This window comes from Parabacteroides faecis (assembly GCF_014647375.1).
Lineage (GTDB): Bacteria > Bacteroidota > Bacteroidia > Bacteroidales > Tannerellaceae > Parabacteroides > Parabacteroides faecis.
Map to the genome: position 1 here is coordinate 193432 of NZ_BMPB01000011.1, position 19974 is coordinate 213405.

General features: G+C 44.2%; 19 protein-coding genes. 13 read left to right on the forward strand and 6 right to left on the reverse strand.

Going from position 1 to position 19974, the window contains the following annotated elements; all coding sequences use genetic code 11:
* The first annotated feature begins 31 nt into the window (after positions 1-31).
* The 3 genes from IEY67_RS16950 to IEY67_RS16960 all read left to right on the forward strand — a co-directional run bounded on the left by IEY67_RS16950 (position 32) and on the right by IEY67_RS16960 (position 1701).
* Positions 32-886, forward strand: a complete 855-nt coding sequence (locus IEY67_RS16950) for an Rpn family recombination-promoting nuclease/putative transposase (protein WP_183671805.1) — start codon at positions 32-34, stop codon at positions 884-886.
* A gap of 129 nt (positions 887-1015) precedes the next feature.
* Positions 1016-1150, forward strand: coding sequence for an HU family DNA-binding protein (locus tag IEY67_RS16955; RefSeq protein WP_183671804.1), 135 nt, complete (start codon positions 1016-1018; stop codon positions 1148-1150).
* 56 nt (positions 1151-1206) lie between these two features.
* Positions 1207-1701, forward strand: coding sequence for a hypothetical protein (locus tag IEY67_RS16960; RefSeq protein WP_183671803.1), 495 nt, complete (start codon positions 1207-1209; stop codon positions 1699-1701).
* A 56-nt stretch (positions 1702-1757) separates the two neighbouring features.
* On the opposite strand, the gene catA is transcribed toward IEY67_RS16960, so the two are convergent.
* Together catA and IEY67_RS16970 are read right to left on the reverse strand one after the other, a co-directional pair.
* The gene (gene catA / locus IEY67_RS16965) at positions 1758-2411 is read right to left on the reverse strand and encodes a type A chloramphenicol O-acetyltransferase (protein ID WP_183671802.1); all 654 of its coding nucleotides are present in this window, start codon (positions 2409-2411) and stop codon (positions 1758-1760) included.
* Positions 2412-2637: 226 nt separating this feature from the next.
* Positions 2638-3186 carry a DNA-3-methyladenine glycosylase I gene (locus tag IEY67_RS16970; protein ID WP_183671801.1) on the reverse strand — a complete coding sequence of 183 codons (549 nt, stop codon included), beginning with the start codon at positions 3184-3186 and terminating at the stop codon, positions 2638-2640.
* 117 nt (positions 3187-3303) lie between these two features.
* On the opposite strand from IEY67_RS16970, the gene IEY67_RS16975 reads away from it, so the two are divergent.
* The 4 genes from IEY67_RS16975 (at position 3304) to carB (ending at position 12976) form a co-directional block, all read left to right on the forward strand.
* Positions 3304-6243, forward strand: coding sequence for a DEAD/DEAH box helicase (locus IEY67_RS16975; RefSeq protein ID WP_183671800.1), 2940 nt, complete (start codon positions 3304-3306; stop codon positions 6241-6243).
* A 237-nt stretch (positions 6244-6480) separates the two neighbouring features.
* Positions 6481-8367 (forward strand): amidophosphoribosyltransferase, encoded by a 1887-nt coding sequence (locus IEY67_RS16980; protein WP_122374571.1) that lies wholly within the window; start codon positions 6481-6483, stop codon positions 8365-8367.
* Between the two features lie 78 nt (positions 8368-8445).
* Positions 8446-9531 carry a glutamine-hydrolyzing carbamoyl-phosphate synthase small subunit gene (gene carA / locus IEY67_RS16985; protein ID WP_122374570.1) on the forward strand — a complete coding sequence of 362 codons (1086 nt, stop codon included), beginning with the start codon at positions 8446-8448 and terminating at the stop codon, positions 9529-9531.
* A 220-nt stretch (positions 9532-9751) separates the two neighbouring features.
* Complete coding sequence (gene carB / locus IEY67_RS16990) at positions 9752-12976, forward strand: carbamoyl-phosphate synthase (glutamine-hydrolyzing) large subunit (protein ID WP_183671799.1); 3225 nt, start codon at positions 9752-9754, stop codon at positions 12974-12976.
* A gap of 43 nt (positions 12977-13019) precedes the next feature.
* Here carB and IEY67_RS16995 read toward each other — a convergent pair whose 3' ends face one another.
* Both IEY67_RS16995 and IEY67_RS17000 read right to left on the reverse strand, forming a co-directional pair.
* Positions 13020-13427, reverse strand: coding sequence for a type II toxin-antitoxin system VapC family toxin (locus tag IEY67_RS16995; protein WP_229801106.1), 408 nt, complete (start codon positions 13425-13427; stop codon positions 13020-13022).
* Complete coding sequence (locus tag IEY67_RS17000) at positions 13424-13744, reverse strand: hypothetical protein (RefSeq protein WP_229801107.1); 321 nt, start codon at positions 13742-13744, stop codon at positions 13424-13426. The genes IEY67_RS16995 and IEY67_RS17000 overlap by 4 nt, the downstream gene beginning before the upstream one ends.
* Positions 13745-14052: 308 nt before the next feature.
* Between IEY67_RS17000 and IEY67_RS17005 the strand changes: the two genes are divergently transcribed.
* From IEY67_RS17005 to IEY67_RS17030, 6 genes are all read left to right on the forward strand, one after another.
* Positions 14053-14793: a (Fe-S)-binding protein gene (locus IEY67_RS17005; protein WP_122362582.1), complete on the forward strand. Its 741-nt coding sequence runs from the start codon at positions 14053-14055 to the stop codon at positions 14791-14793.
* Positions 14790-16163 (forward strand): lactate utilization protein B, encoded by a 1374-nt coding sequence (locus IEY67_RS17010; protein WP_183671798.1) that lies wholly within the window; start codon positions 14790-14792, stop codon positions 16161-16163. Before IEY67_RS17005 ends, IEY67_RS17010 begins: the two co-directional genes overlap by 4 nt.
* Positions 16164-16200: 37 nt before the next feature.
* Positions 16201-16779 carry a LutC/YkgG family protein gene (locus tag IEY67_RS17015; RefSeq protein ID WP_183671797.1) on the forward strand — a complete coding sequence of 193 codons (579 nt, stop codon included), beginning with the start codon at positions 16201-16203 and terminating at the stop codon, positions 16777-16779.
* 248 nt (positions 16780-17027) lie between these two features.
* Positions 17028-17597 carry a Crp/Fnr family transcriptional regulator gene (locus tag IEY67_RS17020; protein WP_183671796.1) on the forward strand — a complete coding sequence of 190 codons (570 nt, stop codon included), beginning with the start codon at positions 17028-17030 and terminating at the stop codon, positions 17595-17597.
* A gap of 51 nt (positions 17598-17648) precedes the next feature.
* Positions 17649-17996 (forward strand): cupin domain-containing protein, encoded by a 348-nt coding sequence (locus tag IEY67_RS17025; RefSeq protein ID WP_122354120.1) that lies wholly within the window; start codon positions 17649-17651, stop codon positions 17994-17996.
* A gap of 123 nt (positions 17997-18119) precedes the next feature.
* Positions 18120-19013, forward strand: coding sequence for an aldo/keto reductase (locus IEY67_RS17030; RefSeq protein ID WP_183671888.1), 894 nt, complete (start codon positions 18120-18122; stop codon positions 19011-19013).
* A 105-nt stretch (positions 19014-19118) separates the two neighbouring features.
* Here the strand turns inward: IEY67_RS17030 and lepB are convergent, their stop codons facing one another.
* Together lepB and IEY67_RS17040 are read right to left on the reverse strand one after the other, a co-directional pair.
* Positions 19119-19505, reverse strand: a complete 387-nt coding sequence (gene lepB / locus IEY67_RS17035; protein ID WP_183671887.1) for a signal peptidase I — start codon at positions 19503-19505, stop codon at positions 19119-19121.
* A gap of 16 nt (positions 19506-19521) precedes the next feature.
* Positions 19522-19974 carry a hypothetical protein gene (locus tag IEY67_RS17040; RefSeq protein WP_183671795.1) on the reverse strand — a complete coding sequence of 151 codons (453 nt, stop codon included), beginning with the start codon at positions 19972-19974 and terminating at the stop codon, positions 19522-19524.

A 19974-nucleotide genomic window follows, 5' to 3' on the forward strand; every position in this document is an offset into this window, starting at 1 on the left:
TTTGCATGTGAACGATTAATCGTATTGCCTTATGAAAGATAATTACATCCGTTTCGACTGGGCCATAAAGAGGCTTCTGCGGCAAAAAGCCAATTTCGGAGTGCTGGAAGGTTTACTGACCGTGCTGCTGGATGAAAAGGTGGAGATCATCGAACTGCTGGAAAGCGAAGGCAACCAGCAAACCCTTGACGACAAATTCAACCGGGTAGACATCAAGGCTAAAAACAGCAAAGGAGAGATCATCATTGTGGAGGTGCAGAACACTCGTGAACTGACTTTCCTGGAACGTATCCTCTATGGTGTGGCGAAAGCCATTACCGAGCATATCTCTTTGGGTGATAGTTATTACGAGGTGAAGAAAATCTACTCCGTAAATATTCTTTACTTCGATATCGGTAAGGGAAACGATTATCTGTATCATGGGCAGAATATCTTCACCGGCGTACATACTGGCGATCGTCTGGAAGTGAGTGTAAAGGAAAAAGATGTCCTGGTGCATAAGCTGCCGGCGGAAATTTTTCCGGAGTACTTTCTGATTCGTGTGAACGAGTTCAACCAGGTGGCTGTCACTCCGTTGGAGGAATGGATAGAATATTTGAAAGACGGAACCATCCGTGCCGATACCACCGCTCCCGGTTTGAAGGAGGCTCGTGAAAAGCTACTCTATCACAATATGAGCGACGAGGAACGCCGCGCCTACGACGAACACCTCAGCGATATCATGATACAAAATGATGCGTTGGACGGAGCCAAATTGGAAGGACGTATGGAAGGTGAACTTCTTAAACAAAGAGAGATCGCAACCAACATGAAACAGTTAGGTGCGGATATTCAGTTTATTTCGCAGGTAACCGGTTTGACTGCCGAAGAAATAGGTAAACTGTAACATACTGTAGAAGACTATTTATCTTTAAACCCTCAATATCTCAAACAGAGAGATATTGAGGGCTTTTTTATGCCCTCACAAAGAAAGTAAGGTTAAAAACGATAATGATAACATTTTAAACAACTGATTATGAACAAAGCAAAATTAGTAAACGAATTAGCGGAAAAGATGAATATCACGCAAGAGCAGTCGCGCCAATTTGTCAATGTCTTTCAGAAAATATTAATGGAAGCGATCAAGCAGGAGACTCCTGTCATGCCCTAAGTCTGTATTTGATTTCCCTCAATAGATTATTCATTCAACGCCTATCAGAAATACCCATGAAGAAGCAAAACAAATTAGAAGCATTATTCCCCAACGGGAAAGTGCCGGACGCAAAAGACTTTAACCGAAGCCTCGACAAAATGTCGAAAGAAGGTCGTAACCATTTCCATGAAAAGATCTACAAAATAGCCTTCACCGTCTGGTGCACCTTACCTAAAAAACACCAGAAATTTATCCGAGAAGTAATCATCCACGACCGCCAGTCATATGTCGACTTCATGCAGCAAAGAACCGTCATGTCCTGCCTTCGCTGTCCCCTCCGTTACCCTGTTTTGTTTATCCGAATGCTCCACCTAACCGAAATCGTCGAACGCACTGCACAAACCTCTGTAAATCATATTGTCATGTCCGTCCTGATCTGCTTTCAAATTTGTGGCAAGATCGGTACGCTTGCCGGACATCTTGGCAAAGATGAGATTGCTTATGAAGAGGCGTTAGTGTTGGTGGGGAAGATGACGATTGTGGAGTTTTGCGGGGAAATGAGGTATTAAAGGGTAAAGGTAAATAACACGATTATGGATTGTTTAGAACATAAAGGATATCTGATTTAAAATAACCATTCTTTATGATTGGATGATAAATCTTGTAATGATTGCACGAATCTCCCGATGTGAAATCCGTCACATACAGCATGATGAACTTGTATCGAGAGCGGCATTAAAACAGAATCTTCTGTTTCAATAAATTTACCTATTGTAAAAATGGGTGGTAAATAACATCCCTCATTAAATACATTCACATTAAATCCTGTAAAGCTCACCCAAGGTAAACTCGAAATCGTAAAAGAATTAGGGGGCTCATTTTGTTTCGGTTTTAAGGAAGTTGATTGTGAATAGTTACCCATATCAGCAATACAACTGTCATAAAATCGACTGAAAACGCGATTATAGTTAGTCCATATACTGGAAAATGTTTCATTATCCTTATTAAACACCGTATAACTTGGATGTACCTCATCCCAATAACCTAACTCTCCGTAAGAATTAATATCCATTCGAAATTCCTTATACTGATTTACAATGTTTGCAATCATATATATTTGTACAGGATATATCTTTTTATTCATTTTTCTTACAACTGCTTTTACATTTGTAATGTCAATATTAACGGTCAAACTATATGTGCAGCGTAATTCATTCATGTAGTGAATGTAATATTCCTTACGATTCCATTTTTCGATATCTATCTGATTAAATTTCATGTCTTTCATTTTTTAACAAGCAAACACATTCATCATTTTATAATAAGCTCTGGAGGAATTTGGGAATGAAAACTTGTGTCAAGGAGATATTCCCTGACAAGCCCGGAAGAAGTAACTATATGGTGTCGATTGATGCCATAAATTAGATAATGCATTAATTCACAGATACAAAAATATGGAATTTGCAATAGATTCCAAAGAAAATCAAACAATCTTTGTTTGATTTTTACCGTTTGTTCCATGCCGGATTCTTTTCCAGAATCTTTTGATATATGGGGCAATCCGGTGTATGGGCCCCTTCAAGATAGCCGGTACTTAGCAGGAATTCGTTGACGATCTCACCACCGGTGAATTTGAATGTCTTTTTGAATAATTTGGTCCATTCATCTTTGGTTTTAGGGTGATGATGGTCCAGCCAGTTTTTGAATGAGCCGTATTTGTTTTGCAGTTGTACAATGACCTGGGCATTGTGGATGGCAGCTTTGATTTTTAATTTATTCCGGATGATGCCGGAATCGGATAAAAGTCTGGCTTCATCTGTTTCCGTGTAGTTTGCAACCTTTTCAATATGGAAATTATCGTAAGCAGAACGAAAGCTCGGTTCTTTCTTTAATATCGTCGACCAACTTAGGCCCGCCTGGTTGATCTCCAGGAGAAGTCTGCCGAATAACTCGTTATCGTCTTCGATAGGGAAACCGTAACTTGTATCATGATAGGCTTTATTAAGCTCGACGGCTGAATCCTTAGATGTTTTTACATATTCGCAATAGGACATAAATTCTGTTTTGTTTGTTATGGGAGATAAAAGTAATCAAATATCTTTAATTCAGTCTATATGCCTAGTTATTTGTTTTTCTTGTAACTTTGTAGTTTTAATAAAAATGAACCGTTGATGCCCGAAAATCAGATATTGATCATTGCGTTAAGTAACCATCCTGTTTTGGGACCTTTGCTTATTCCTTATTTTGCCAGAACTGTATCGCCGGAAGTGATCAGCGTGGAAGAGCAAGCCACGCACGCCGGAAATGAAGCGGGGTTGTCTGATATGGAGAAACGGGCAATCGCGATCGCACAGAGTTACTCGGAAAAGAAACTGATGCAGGTGTATTCCCGGCAACAGACAGTTACCGGCTTTCTGAATTCGGTGACACCGGAGATGCTGAAGAAACAACTCCGACCGTTCATCGATAAGAAGATAAGGGAGATGGTCCGGTTGATACAGGCAAACCATTTATCTGTATATATAAAGGAAGCTGGAAGTAAGTTGCTTTATGAACATGACCGGGTGCGCTTTTCCGGGGAGGAGGCTGAGATCTCTTTTCGTTTCGAGATAACAGACCATTCTTTTCGGTACACAGCCTTATGTCACATGAATGGAGTGGAAGTGTCTTTATTGAAAAAGAGGCGGTTTCTGTTGTTGTCATCAAAGCCTGCTATATTCCTGCTGGATGACCAGTTGTTAGCATTCAAACGTATAGAAGCGGCGAAAGTTACACCTTTCCTTTCACGGAAATACGTGGAAGTTCTGTTGGCTGAGACAGAAAAATATCTGGAACTGGTGGCACTTCCTTTGATTAGTGATTATCCGGCCAGTTCTTCCGGATTTGATATGATCCATGAGCCCCGCACTTGTGTCCCGGAATTGTCTGTGGAGCGTTCTATCAATGATGAACCGGCACTTCAACTGCGTTTCAGGTATGGAGAACGTTCTTTTTCGCCGGGAAAAAGAAACCAGTTCGCTTATCCCCGGTTGGAACATGTCGAAGGGAAACCGGTCATTTATTATTTTACACGTGATTTGCAATTGGAACAAACGTACATCTGCTTACTTGAACAATGGCATTTCAAGCAGATAACCGATGTACAGTTCGTTCGGACCACAGAAGCGGGTGGTTATACATTTATCGATTGGCTGCAACAACATAAAAGTGAGTTGGAGGCTTGTTTCTCTTTTGTGCAGACCGATACCTCTCTGTGGTTCTATCTGGGAGATATTTCGCTGACACAGGAAATTTCCCCTTCTCCCGATTGGTTCGATATTCGTATCACGGTTCGTATGGGTGATTTTCAATTCCCTTTTATCCGCTTCAGAAAACATATTCTGGAGGGGAAACGTGAGTTTGTTTTACCGGACGGGCAGGTCGCCTTATTGCCTGAAGATTGGTTTGAGAAATATAGCGATCTGTTTGCTTTCGGCGATGACCGGCCCGGGGAGATCAGAGTCCGTAAGATGCATTTGGGAATTGTCTCTGCTTTGGAGCAGGATGAATCCGTATCGAAGGAATATGTGCAGAAAGAATCGGTTGCTATTCCACCAAAGATAAAGACGACGTTACGTCCGTATCAGCAGGAAGGTTTTTCCTGGTTGGTCCATTTGGCGGCGAATGGTTTCGGTGGTTGCCTGGCGGATGATATGGGATTGGGGAAGACATTGCAGGCTATTACCTTGCTGCAACAGATATATGATCCGGAGGAACCTAAAGAGGCCACGATTTCTCCATCCGCTCCGGAGAATGTTACAGTCGATCAAAGCGGGCAACTTTCCTTTTTCGGAACAGATTCGCCGGATGACAAACCCTATGAGGAAGTGAAGGACAGACAGGAAGAATCAGTGGCTATTCCCGCTTCCCTGATTGTTGTGCCTACTTCTTTATTGCCTAACTGGAAACGGGAAATCCGTAAGTTCAGTACATTGAGTGTCTATACTTATACCGGAGATCAGAAAAGGAAAGATCCCTGTAAAAACTTCAACCGGTATAATATCGTGCTGGTCACTTATGGACTGTTGCGGCGTGATATCGAGCTGCTGGAGAAGTATCGTTATACTTATGTGATACTGGATGAAAGCCAAAACATAAAGAATCCGGCTTCCATGACCTATCATTCGGTGGTCCGTCTGCAATGTGAACACCGGTTGGTACTGACCGGAACACCTATCGAAAACTCACTGAAAGATCTATGGGCACAATTCAATTTTATCAATCCCGGTTTATTGGGATCGGCAGATGGTTTCCGGAAACATTTCATCCATCCGATTACCAGGGAGGGGAATGAGAATGCCCGTAAACGTTTGCAACAAATCATCCGTCCTTTCTTTTTGCGACGGACCAAACAACAGGTGGCACCGGAACTTCCGCCATTGACGGAAGAGGTCGTATATTGCGAAATGACACCGGAGCAATGCGAAGTGTATCAGAAAGAAAAGAATGCGTTGCGGAACACGATCTTGCAGGAACGTTACAAAAATTCTTTTGTCGCTTTGAATGGTATCACCCGCTTACGTCAGCTGGCTAATCATCCGCAGATGGTTTTACCGAAATATACGGGTGGTTCGGGAAAGATGGAACAGGTGCTGGATGCTTTTGAAACACTGGTGAGCGAAGGGCATAAAGTATTGATCTTTTCTTCTTTTGTCACACACCTGAAATTGTTGGCGGATGCTTTTACGCAACATGGATGGCAGTTTGCAATGCTGACCGGCAGTACATTGGACCGGGAGGGCGAAATTGCCCGTTTCTCAACCCGCCAGGATGTGTCCGCCTTTTTCATCTCGCTGAAAGCGGGTGGGGTAGGACTGAACCTGACGGATGCCGATTATGTATTTATTATTGATCCCTGGTGGAATCCGGCGGCTGAGATGCAGGCGGAAAGCCGTGCCCATCGTATCGGGCAGGATAAACAGGTCTTTGCCTACCGCTTCATCACTGCCGATACGATCGAGGAAAAGATCCGCAACCTCCAGGAATCCAAGAGTGAGCTGGCTGAAACATTTATTACGGAAAACGACCCGTTCAAGTCGCTGACAGATAAGGATTGGGAAGAGCTATTATGAATAAGTGTTATTAATTATATCGTATATCTCCGTTCTCCTTACAAATTTTATGTCGGGAGTGGTTTTCGGCTATGTAATTGTAACTTTGTCGAAACAATACGGAAATATATAATATTTTAACCAAATGCCGGATAAAATGATTATTTCTATTAATGTGTCAATTATTTTGCATTAATATGAACATTGTGTTTGATAAAGTGCGTATCTTTGTGGTCGAAATAAACAAGATAGAACCAGATGGAACAACTTAAACATGAGTGTGGAGTCGCCATGGTCCGGTTACTGAAACCTTTAGAATATTATCATCAAAAGTATGGTACCTGGATGTATGGGCTGAATAAACTCTATTTACTGATGGAGAAGCAGCATAACAGGGGACAGGAAGGAGCCGGTTTAGCCTGCGTGAAGTTAGAAGCAACCCCCGGTGAAGAATACATGTTTCGGGAAAGAGCATTGGGAACAGGAGCTATAACCGAGATATTCGCCGCCGTTCATGAACATTACAAAGATTTACCGCCCGGTAAATTGAATGATCCGCTTTTCGCAAAATCAAATCTTCCTTTCGCCGGAGAGCTTTATATGGGTCACCTCCGTTACAGTACGACCGGTAAGTCCGGTATTTCCTACGTCCATCCTTTTTTACGCCGCAACAACTGGAGAGCCAAGAACCTCGCTCTTTGCGGAAATTTCAATCTCACAAACGTAAACGACATCTTTAAAGAAATTACAGCGATCGGCCAGCATCCGCGTAAGTTTGCCGATACGTATATCATGCTCGAACAGATGGGACACCGTCTGGACCGGGAGATCGAACGTTTGTACCAGAAGTATGAAGACGAAGGAATGAAGGGGATGGATATAACCCATGCGATCGAGGCACATGTCGATCTGTCGAACGTGTTGAAGCGTTGTGTACCGACCTGGGACGGCGGATTTGTGATCTGCGGTCTGACCGGTAGCGGCGAATCGTTCAGCGTACGTGACCCCTGGGGAATCCGTCCGGCGTTCTATTATGCGGATGACGAGATCGTGGTACTGGCTTCCGAGCGTCCGGTCATCCAGACGGCGATGAACGTGCAGGCCGAAGATATAAAGGAATTGCAACGCGGCGAAGCGATGTTTATCAGTAAAGACGGCCGTTTCCGCACTTCGCAGATCGTGGAGCCGAAGGTGAATAAAGCCTGCTCTTTCGAGCGTATCTATTTCTCCCGCGGCAGCGACGTGGATATTTACCGCGAACGTAAGAAGTTGGGGGAGAATCTGGTTCACCCGATACTGAAAGCTGTCGATTACGACCTCAAACATACTGTCTTTTCTTTCATTCCCAATACGGCGGAAGTCGCCTATTTCGGTATGCAGGAAGGACTGAACAACTATCTGAACAAACTGAAAAAAGAATGGATCGCCGACCGCAGCCATCTTTTGCAGGAAGAAGAACTGGATCAGATACTTTCCATGCGCGTTCGTGCTGAAAAAGTAGCGATTAAAGATATAAAATTGCGTACCTTTATCGCCGAAGGTAACAGCCGTAACGACCTGGCAGCCCATGTGTACGATGTTACTTACGGAAGTATCGAACCATTCGTCGATAATCTGGTTGTAATAGATGATAGCATTGTTCGCGGAACGACCCTGCAACAAAGTATCATCGGTATCCTGGACCGTCTGCATCCGCGGAAGATCGTGATCGTATCTTCATCTCCGCAGGTGCGTTATCCGGATTATTACGGGATCGATATGTCGCGGATGAACGAGTTTATCGCTTTCAGGGCAGCGGTGGCTTTGCTGAAAGAGCGGGGAATGGAGTCGGTGATAACGGATGCTTATTGGAAAGCCAAGAAACAACAGGCACAGGAGGACGGTACGATTGTGAATTTTGTAAAGGAAATTTACGCACCGTTCACCGATGAGGAGATTTCGGCCAAGATGGTCGATTTGCTTACTCCGGCGGGTACACGTGCCAAGGTAGAGATCGTCTACCAGACATTGGACGGCTTGCATGCTTCCTGTCCGAATCATCCGGGAGACTGGTATTTCTCCGGTGATTATCCGACACCGGGCGGTGCACGGATGGTGAACAAGGCTTTCATCAATTATATGGAAGAAGAATATTTAATCAGATAACAGTTGACAGATGACAGTTGACAGATTCGCTCTAACTGTCAACTGTCACTTGTCAACTGTCAACTCAAACATAAGTTTATGCAAACAGAAAAAACAGCAACATTGATCTTAGACGACGGGACTGTTTTTCGCGGTCTTTCTTTCGGCTGCGAGAAGGAGGTTACCGGCGAAGTAGTGTTCAACACGGCCATGACGGGATATCCGGAGAGTTTGACCGATCCTTCTTATGCCGGTCAGCTGATGGTTCTGACTTATCCGCTGGTAGGTAACTACGGTGTACCTCCCCGTACATTCGGTCCGGACGGGATCGCCACGTTTATGGAAAGTGAAAAGATCCATGCGGAGGCGATTATTGTAAGTGATTACAGTCATGAATACAGTCATTGGAATGCTGTCGGAAGCCTGGGAAGCTGGTTGAAAGAAGAGGGTGTTCCCGGAATTTACGGAATCGATACACGTGCGCTGACCAAGAAACTGCGTGAGCACGGTGTCATGATGGGAAAGATCGTGATCGGTGATGCAAAGACCGACCTTACGGATTTCGGACAATACGGAAATGTGAATTATGTAGACAAAGTGTCTTGTAAAGAAGTCATTACTTATGGGGAAGGTGAAGGAAAGAAACGAGTTGTCCTGGTGGATTGCGGCGTGAAACATAACATTATCCGCAGCCTGCTGAAACGGAATGTGACCGTGATCCGGGTTCCCTGGAACTATGATTTCAATACACTGGAATATGACGGCCTGTTCATTAGCAACGGTCCCGGCGACCCCGATACCTGCGACGCAGCCGTTCAGAATATCCGCAAAGCGCTGGCAGGCGACAAACCTATTTGTGGTATCTGTATGGGAAACCAGTTGCTGGCAAAAGCAGGAGGTGCTTCCATCTATAAACTGAAATACGGACACCGCAGCCACAACCAGCCGGTTCGGATGGTTGGAACGGAGAAATGTTTCATCACCTCGCAGAATCATGGATACGCGGTGGATAACACGACGCTGGGTGCCGATTGGGAACCGCTTTTTATCAATATGAATGACGGTACGAACGAAGGTATCAAGCATAAAACGAAACCATTCTTCTCGTCGCAGTTCCATCCCGAGGCTTGTAGCGGGCCGACGGATACGGAGTTTATGTTCGATAAATTTGTCGAGTTACTATAAAGAGGAATGCAGGTGATGCATCTTTGCGCGATCAGGCAACACACCTTTGCATGGTAAGGCAAAGACCCTTTGCGTGAACAAGCAAAGCATCTTCGCCAACGGCAGCGACACCTCCTAAGTGGGGGCAGCGACAGTGTCTCTCCGAAGGCAGTGAGGCAAGCTCACCAACGTTGGTTAGTCGGTGCGCCTAAAAAGTGTTAACAAGAAAAATAAGGTCAATATGAAAGAAGATATAAAAAAAGTCCTGATATTAGGTTCCGGCGCTCTCAAGATCGGTGAGGCGGGCGAGTTCGATTATTCAGGCAGCCAGGCGTTGAAGGCCATCAAGGAAGAGGGCATCCGGACGGTGCTTATCAATCCGAACATTGCAACGGTACAGACTTCAGAAGGGGTTGCGGACACGGTTTATTTCCTGCCCGTTACTCCTTTCTTTGTAGAAAAGGTTATCGAAAAGGAACGTCCCGAGGGGATCCTGCTGGCATTCGGCGGACAGACGGCTCTGAACTGCGGGGTGGCTCTCTATCAGAGCGGCGTGCTTGAAAAATATAACGTGCGTGTGCTGGGTACTCCGGTACAGGCCATCATGGATACGGAAGACCGTGAACTGTTCGTTCGCAAGCTCGACGAGATCGATGTAAAGACGATCAAGAGCGAAGCGGTAGAAAACATCGTAGATGCACGCCGTGCTGCTCGCGAACTGGGATACCCGGTGATCGTGCGTGCCGCTTATGCACTGGGTGGTCTGGGATCGGGCTTCTGTGATAATGAAGAAGAACTGGATGTGCTGGTTGAAAAAGCCTTTTCTTTCTCTCCGCAGGTCTTGGTTGAGAAGAGCCTGAAAGGTTGGAAAGAGGTGGAATACGAAGTAGTGCGTGACCGTTTCGACAACTGTATCACGGTTTGTAATATGGAGAACTTCGACCCGCTGGGAATCCACACCGGCGAATCGATCGTGATCGCTCCTTCACAGACACTGAGCAATACGGATTATCACAAACTGCGCGAACTGGCTATCCGCATTATCCGTCATATCGGAATTGTGGGAGAATGTAACGTGCAGTATGCCTACGACCCTGAAAGCGAGGATTACCGAGTGATCGAGGTGAATGCCCGTCTGAGCCGTTCCTCGGCATTGGCATCGAAGGCAACAGGTTATCCGCTGGCTTTTGTCGCTGCTAAATTAGGTTTAGGCTATGGCTTGTTTGACCTGAAGAACTCGGTAACGAAAACGACCAGTGCCTTCTTTGAACCGGCACTCGACTATGTGGTCTGCAAGATACCGCGTTGGGACCTGGGTAAATTCCATGGCGTTGCCCGCGAACTGGGTTCCAGCATGAAGTCGGTAGGAGAGGTGATGGCTATCGGCCGCACATTTGAAGAGGCTATTCAGAAAGGTCTGCGTATGATCGGTCAAGGTATGCACGGCTTTGTGGAAAACAAAGAGCTGCTCATCCCGGATATCGACAAGGCGCTGAATGAGCCGACTGATCATCGTATCTTCGTGATAAGCAAGGCTTTCCGTGCCGGCTATACGATTGACCAGATCCATGACCTGACAAAGATCGACAAATGGTTCCTTCAGAAACTATATAATATTATCCAGACCGCAGGAGCTTTGGAAAGTTTCAGCCGGATAGTCGATATCCCCGACAATCTGTTCCGTCTGGCGAAGAAGCAAGGTTTCTCTGATTTCCAGATTGCCCGTGCTATCTTCAAAGATCAGATGGAAGACGGTGAAAAGGCGATCCTTCAGGTTCGTCAGGACCGTAAATACCGCGGCATCCTTCCGGTGGTGAAACAGATCGATACGCTGGCAGCCGAATATCCGGCACAGACCAACTATCTGTACCTGACTTACAGCGGAACGGAAAGCGATGTGCATTATCTGGGAGATAAACGCTCTATCGTGGTGCTGGGTTCGGGTGCTTACCGTATCGGTAGTTCGGTAGAGTTCGACTGGTGCGGTGTGCAGGCGCTCAACACGATCCGCAAGGAGGGCTGGCGCTCCGTTATGATCAACTACAATCCTGAAACGGTTTCGACCGACTACGATATGTGCGACCGTCTTTACTTCGATGAGCTGACATTCGAACGTGTAATGGATATTCTCGAACTGGAGAATCCGCACGGTGTGATTGTCTCTACCGGAGGCCAGATCCCGAATAACCTGGCGATGCGTTTGGACGAACAGCATGTCAATATCCTTGGAACATCGGCCAAGAGTATCGATAATGCGGAAGACCGTGAGAAGTTCTCAGCCATGCTCGACCGTATCGGGGTGGATCAGCCTCGCTGGAAAGAGTTGAGCAGTACGGAAGATATCAATCAGTTTGTGGAGGAAGTAGGTTTTCCTGTATTGGTTCGTCCGAGTTACGTACTGAGTGGTGCGGCCATGAATGTCTGCTCCAACCAGGAGGAACTGGAACGCTTCCTGCAACTGGCGGCTAACGTCAGCAAGAAGCATCCGGTGGTAGTAAGCCAGTTCATCGAACATGCCAAGGAGGTGGAGATGGATGCGGTAGCCGATCATGGGGAGATCGTAATGTATGCGATCAGCGAGCATATCGAGTTTGCAGGCGTACACTCCGGTGATGCAACGATCCAGTTCCCGGCGCAGAAGTTGTATGTGGAAACGGTTCGCCGTATCAAACGTATCAGCAAGCAGATTGCGAAGGAATTGAATATCTCCGGCCCGTTCAATATCCAGTATCTGGCTAAAGGCAACGAGATCAAGGTGATCGAGTGTAATCTCCGTGCTTCGCGCAGCTTCCCGTTCGTGAGCAAGGTCCTGAAGATAAACTTTATCGAGCTGGCTACCCGTATCATGTTGGGTTTGCCTGTCGAAAAGCCGAATAAGAATGAGTTCGACCTCGATTATGTAGGTATCAAGGCTTCCCAGTTCTCTTTCAACCGCTTACAGAAAGCTGACCCTGTACTGGGTGTGGATATGGCTTCGACCGGTGAGGTGGGTTGTATCGGCGATGATGTCTCCGAAGCGATCCTGAAGAGTATGCTTTCCGTCGGTCTGCGTATCCCGGAAAAGAATATTCTGCTTTCGACCGGTACGCCGAAACAGAAGGTGGCGATGCTGGATGCTGCCAAGATGTTGGCAACAAAGGGTTACAATCTCTTCGCGACAGGCGGAACACATCGTTTCCTGAAAGAGAACGGCATCCCGAGCACCCGTGTTTACTGGCCGAGCGAGGAAGGCAAACAGCCGCAGGCACTCACCATGCTCCACGAAAAAAAGATCGACATGGTAGTAAATATCCCGCGTGACCTTTCCGCCGGTGAGTTGGATAACGGCTATAAGATCCGCCGTGCCGCTATCGACCTGAATACGACACTTATCACAAATGCCCGTCTGGCAAGTGCCTTTATCGAAGCGTTCTGTACGCTGACGGTAGATGATATACAGATTAAGAGCTGGCAGGAATATAGGTAAGAACGAAATGAAAAGGAGGATGTTACAGCATCCTCCTTTTGTTTTATCTTTCAATCCAATTAATAACAGTAAGTTTCGATATTCGATCAAAATGCTTTTCATTATCAGTGACCATAACCAGATTGTTAGCACTGGCAGTACAAGCAATGAACAAATCAAAATCATCAACAAGTTTACCTGCTTTCCTTAATTTTGCTTTTTCTTCTGCGTACCTATCGATGGCTGTGGCAAACGGGATGATTGTAATTTTCTCAAGGAAAGCTTTTAGAATAGTCTCATTTGCTAGGGGATTAGAGCAACATTCTACTCCGTATTTCAATTCTGCAACAGTCACTTCGGATATACAACAATTATTCCATCCTACCTGACTAATCTTTTTATTGATATCGTATTTACCTCTGAACAGGAAAACACAGATATTCGTATCTAATAGATATTGTGCTTTCATCATTCAAAGGATTCTATATGTCGTGTCCCTAATACCCGGCTGTTACGTATTTCGTTGATTAACTCTTCGGCACTTTTATCATCTTCCCATGCTCCATAAAATTTATCTGGCAAATCTTTGTATTCTTCTTTTGCTTTATCATCCAGGATAGAGTTAGAAAGTCTAGCTATTAGTTTTAGCTTTATGTCTGTACTGAGGTTCTTCAATAATCCCCAATAGGTTTCTATTATGCTGGTCTTTTCCGGGTTGGCATAAGATGCTATAGGTTCGGAAACCTTGTCGGATGGCTTGTTCTCATTTTTGTAAGGCTTTGTTGTCATAAAGATTATAGATTAAGTTGTTTATACTATGCGACAAATGTAAGTATAATATTTTACACCGCATGAGATATCAAAACAGAATTACAGCAAATGGTTTATATAACTTTACAGAAGCTGAATCATCCTTTCGGATGGTGTGGAAACCGATGATATGGGTTTACACATAAAATTAAAATATCCATTTAAATTTATTAGCTTTAGTTGCACAAATATATGGAGAATAGTTAAGAAGTTATTTTAATTTTGTAGTTCGTTGGAAAACATATCTTAAGAGAGAACAGTTATACTTATGTTATAATTCAACCAATATGAAGATAGGACTATTTATCCCGTGTTATATCAACGCGGTGTATCCGGAGGTTGGCGTAGCCTCCTACAAACTCTTGAAGCATTTGGGCCTGGACGTCGATTATCCTTTAGACCAGACTTGTTGCGGCCAGCCGATGGCAAATGCCGGTTTTGAAAACGAATCCCTGAAACTGGCTCTCCGTATGGAAGATTTATTTAAACAGTACGACTATGTGGTCGGACCGTCTGCCAGTTGTGTTGCATTCGTAAAAGAGAATCATCCCGGCATCCTGGAAAAGGCCGGACATGTTTGTCAGAACAGCAGTAAGATATACGATATCTGCGAGTTTCTGCATGATGTAGTGAAACCGGAAGAACTGCCTTCTGTTTTCCCCCATAAAGTGAGTATTCATAACAGTTGCCACGGGGTGCGCGAGTTGCATCTGTCATCCCCCAGCGAAATGAATATCCCATACTTTTCCAAACTGCGTGATCTGTTGCAGTTGGTAAAAGGCATCGAGATACTCGAACCGAAGCGCATCGACGAATGTTGCGGTTTCGGAGGAATGTTTGCCGTCGAAGAGCCGGAAGTCTCTGTTTGTATGGGACATGACAAGGTGAAAGACCATATGAGTACCGGGGCCGAATATATCACCGGAGCCGATAGTTCCTGTCTGATGCATATGCAGGGTGTCATCGAGCGTGAACACCTGCCGATAAAGACCATTCATATCACTCAAATATTAGCCGCAGGATTATGAGTACGAAACATTCAATAGCAGCTGCCCGTTTCATAGCTAACAGGAAACAGGAAGCCTGGCACGATGAGACCCTTTGGATGGTACGTGTCAAAAGAGATAAGATGAGTCATTCGCTTCCCGAATGGGAGCGTTTGCGTGAGTTGGCCTGTGATATCAAAATGTATTCCAACAGCCATTTGGATACGTTGCTGGAAGAGTTTGAAAAGAATGCCATAGCCAACGGAGCCATCGTACATTGGGCGAAAGATGCGAAAGAGCATAATGAGATCGTCGAAAAGATCCTTCAGCAGCATAATGCGCATACGCTGATCAAGAGCAAATCCATGCTGACGGAAGAATGCGGTATGAATGAGTATCTGTTCAGTAAGGGGTATGACATCGTCGAGAGTGATCTCGGTGAACGTATCCTTCAATGGATGCACCTTCATCCGAGCCATATCGTGATGCCTGCCATCCATATCAAACGCCAGGAGGTGGGCGAGATGATGGAACGTGTCCTGGGTACGGAGAAAGGCAATTCAGATCCAACTTATCTGACACATGCTGTTCGTAAGAATATGCGTGAAAAATTCCTGACGGCTGATGTTGCTATGACGGGAGCCAACTTTGCTGTTGCTTCGACCGGTGAGATTGTGGTTTGTACCAATGAGGGAAATGCAGATATGGGGACTTCATTCCCTAAAGTCCATATCGCTACATTCGGGATGGAGAAGATCGTTCCCAACCAGGAGGCTTTGGGCGTCTTTACCCGCCTGCTTGCCCGTTCCGGTACCGGACAGCCGATAACCTCTTATACTTCTCATTACCGTAAACCTCAGGATGGCGGTGAGTTTCATCTAATCATCGTAGATAACGGACGTAGTGATATTCTGGCAAAGCCGGATCATATCCGTACGCTAAATTGTATCCGTTGCGGCGAATGTATGAACACCTGCCCGGTATATCGTCGGACTGGCGGTTATTCCTATACCTATTTTATACCCGGTCCGATCGGTATCAATCTGGGCATGTTGAAAAATCCGGAAGAGTATTCTGATAATGTTTCGGCTTGTTCCCTGTGTTTATCCTGTTCAAATGTCTGTCCTGTAAAGATAGACCTGGGCGAACAGATTTACCGTTGGCGTCAGGATCTGGACAAGATTGGAAAAGCCAGCTCGGAGAAGAAAGTAATGTCGGGCGGTATGAAGTTCCTGATGGAGCGTCCGGCACTGTTCAATACAGCGTTGAAGTTTGCTCCTCTGGTAAATAAATCACCTCGTTTTATGATCTATAATGGATTGAATGCCTGGGGAAAGGGGCGTGAGTTACCGACCTTTGCCAAAGAATCGTTCAATGATATGTGGAAGAAAAACAAGATACAAAAACCGTAGGGGTAGGGTTTGCCTGCCTGTAAAAACATAGGAAAGAATGAGTAGTAAAGAATCTATATTATCCCGTATCCGTAGTCATACCGGTACTCGTTACGAGCAGCCGGAAATCACATTGGATGCCATTCATTATGAAGATAAAACCGGACAGTTTTCCGAATCGTTAAAGGCTGCGGGTGGTGCGGCCGTTGTTCTGCAAGCGGGGGAAGATATCAATGAGCTGATCCGGAAACATTTTCCTGACGCGAAACGTATTGCGTCGAATCTGTCTGAAATAACTTGTGCCACTTTCGATCCTGATTCGGTATCCGACCCCAGGGAATTGAATAATACAGACCTTGCTATTGTGGAGGGTTGTTTCGGGGTTGCCGAGAATGGTGCCGTATGGATTACGCAGCAAGTAAAACATAAAGCACTTTATTTCATCTCGACCGGATTGGTGATCCTTATCAATAAGGAAGATTTGGTTAATAATATGCATGAAGCTTATAAGCGGGTGGAAGGTACAGACTATAAATATGGCTTTTTTGTCTCCGGTCCGTCCAAAACAGCCGATATAGAACAGGCATTGGTGTTCGGTGCACATGGACCGATGAATGTCTTGGTTATTTTAAGATAAAACTACTTTTTATTTGATGGAAAATGGTCAAAAGATCAGGGCTGCACCGGCTTCGCTGTTCCAATGAAAGACAAAGCGGACGCTTATTAGTTGAGGTCTTGATCTTTTGGTCACATTTCTTTCAAGAGAAAAGCAACATCCAAATCTGATTAGGACCGACCCCATAATCTGTATCCTCTCAAATCGTTTTTCACTTTATAGATTACGTGTGTACATTATAATATATATATATAACTATTTAGTATAGAATGAAACAATTGGAACTCATTATAAAAGAACTAGATCTTCCGGCTGGCTATTATGATAGACTGACAGAACTATTAGAAGAGAAACAACTTCCCCAAAAAGAATATCTTCTGAAGACCGGACAGGTTTGTACTTTTATCGGAGTAGTGGAAGAAGGTGTGTTACGGTCATTCCGTGAACAGGATGGAGAGGAGTTTATAAGCGACTTTTATGTCCCAGGTTCTTTTGTCACCTCTTATCGGAGTTTTCTGCGAAAAGAACCGAGCGTAGGAGCTATTCAGGCATTGGAAGATACAACGCTTAGCAGTCTTTCATATGCGAATTTTGAACTTTTGACAAATGAATCTCCTTTATGGTTTAAGTTTGGAAAACACATTGCCGATACCCTGTTTGTGAAGAAATGTGTCAAGGAAACTTCTCTTTTGAAGGATTCAGCCTTGGAAAGATACCGATTGTTAGTAAAAAACTATCCCGGTATAGAACAACATGTAGCACAGTATCATATCGCTTCTTACCTAGGAATCAAACCGGAATCTTTGAGCCGGATCAAATCTCTTAACATAGGTCAATGAAATAGTCGCTCTTTCACTCTTTCTTTGCCATATAATTAAAAACATAGAAAGATGGTACAAGAAAAAGTATTCAGAAGAGATTTGTTGACAGCCTGTTTTTCAAAGCAGACCGTGTCGAGAGTTGAGATAAAAGAAGTAACTCTTCCTCCTGCAGGAAAAGCTGATTATCATTTACATCGTTGCCCGGTGGTAGGATGTATCGTTTCCGGGGCCCTTCTGTTCCAGTTGAAAGGAGGAGATCCGATGATAATAAAAACAGGCGAAGCTTTCTTCGAACCCAGGGATCAGCCGGTACTTCATTTTGATAACGCTTCGGAGACAGAACCGTTGGTTTTTACAGCCTTTTATTTGGTAGAGGAAAATGAGGACCTGATCACAATCCTTCCTGATATATCTTGATTATTCACTCTTTTCTGTTAAAGTTCGGGTAATTAGGTAAATAGTATTATTTTTGTGAAATCCTTAATCTGTATTCACGAAAATAATACTCAATATTCTTTTACCATGAGCAACATAAAAATGATGAACAGAAGAAAATTTATCCGGACAGGTGTTGCCGGAGTAGCTGGTTTGTCGCTGGCACAGGTTGGTTGGGCTGATATGCAGCGGGTACTTCCTTCCGATGTGACGGTCGATAAAGTGGAGTTAGGCAAAACAGGACTGGAAGTTTCCCGTATCGCTTTGGGTACCGGAACGAAAGGATGGAATTATGAATCCAACCAAACCCGTATCGGAATGGATAATTTCCTGAAACTGGCTCATCACGGCTATGAAAGGGGAATCCGTTTCTTCGATATGGCCGATATGTACGGTTCCCAGCCTTTCGTGGGTAAGGCCTTAAAAGAACTGCCTCGTGAAAAAGTAACTCTGATGACAAAGATGTGGACGTATGATGATGGATCGGAGAAAAGAGAACCGGTCAGGAAAACCCTCGACCGTTTCCGTCAGGAAGCCGGTACCGAATATTTCGATATCTTACTGATGCATTGCATGACCAGCGGCGACTGGCCTGAAACACGTAAATTCTATATGGACGGTCTTGCCCAGGCAAAAGAAGAGGGTATTGTGAAGGCTGTCGGAATATCTTGCCATAACTGGGAGGCTATGAAGGAAGCAGCCGATAATCCGTGGTGCGATATTATTCTGGCCCGTCTGAATCCTTTCCAGAGCCATATGGACGGAACACCCGAAGATGTGAATGTTCTTTTAGGGAAGGCCCGGGAGAATGGAAAAGGTATCATGGGAATGAAAATATTCGGTGAAGGAAAGCATGTTGCAGATGATGAACGCGAACGTTCGATCCGGTTTGCTGTTACCGGGAGCAATTTACACTGTATGACGCTTGGCCTGGAGTCGATCGCCCAGATGGATGACGCCATTGAAAGGGTAATGAGGAATGTAAAAAATATCCGATAGTGCTACGCATTGGCTTGTTTAGGGGCAACGGTGACAAATAAAATATTAGCAGGAATCGCATTGATCCTGCTGATAATATCGTGTATTTTACGGTTTTTTTATTCTTTATCTCAATTGTCCTAATATGCGTTCCCAGCGAATTGATTTCCAAAAACTTTTTTGGGGAGTCAATGAAAATAGAACGAAGTCGGATTTTCCGATAATAGCTTCTTCCGGAATGAAACCGAAGATACGGCTGTCATGTGAATTGTCGTGATTATCCCCTTCCATGAAATAAAAAGATTGTTTAGGTGTGTAAAAGGAAACATGTTTCCCATTAATAATTATATGAGATTTTAATTCAGAAACTTTATTGTTTTCGCGAATGATTAATGACCGATATAAAGGTAGAGTGTTCCGATTAATTATCAATGTATCACCTTTTTCAATCACTTGTACAATACGTTTGACCAATAACAGTTGTGGATTTGACGGACTATTGAACACGACTATATTCCTATTTTCATGTTCAAATCTCTTTCTTTGTTAGCAGATATTTCTTATCCTCTTTCCAAACCATATAAAAACAAGTCTCTTGGCAGTATCTGTTATCAGCTATAAAGTCTGAGACAAAGACTGAATATCCCGGAACAGCTTCTTCCATACTCTCTTTATCAACTTCTTGACAGATTATGAATGTATTGTTTTTTGTGTATGACTCATTCTTATTTAAAAGTTGTATCAGTTGGTAATACATGTTCATTGTTGTATCTGACGGTATAATAACAGCGTATTGATACGTAGGTTTCCATATGGAATCCAATTCAGGGAACATAAGTATTATTCTATTATTGAGAGAATCGTTTTTATTATCTCCAATAGTAATAGTTGCATTTCTACAAAAATTAAATTGATAATGAGAACAACACCAAACTATTGTACATAATATGATGCAAAGAATAATTGAGCCTTTCTTCTTCAT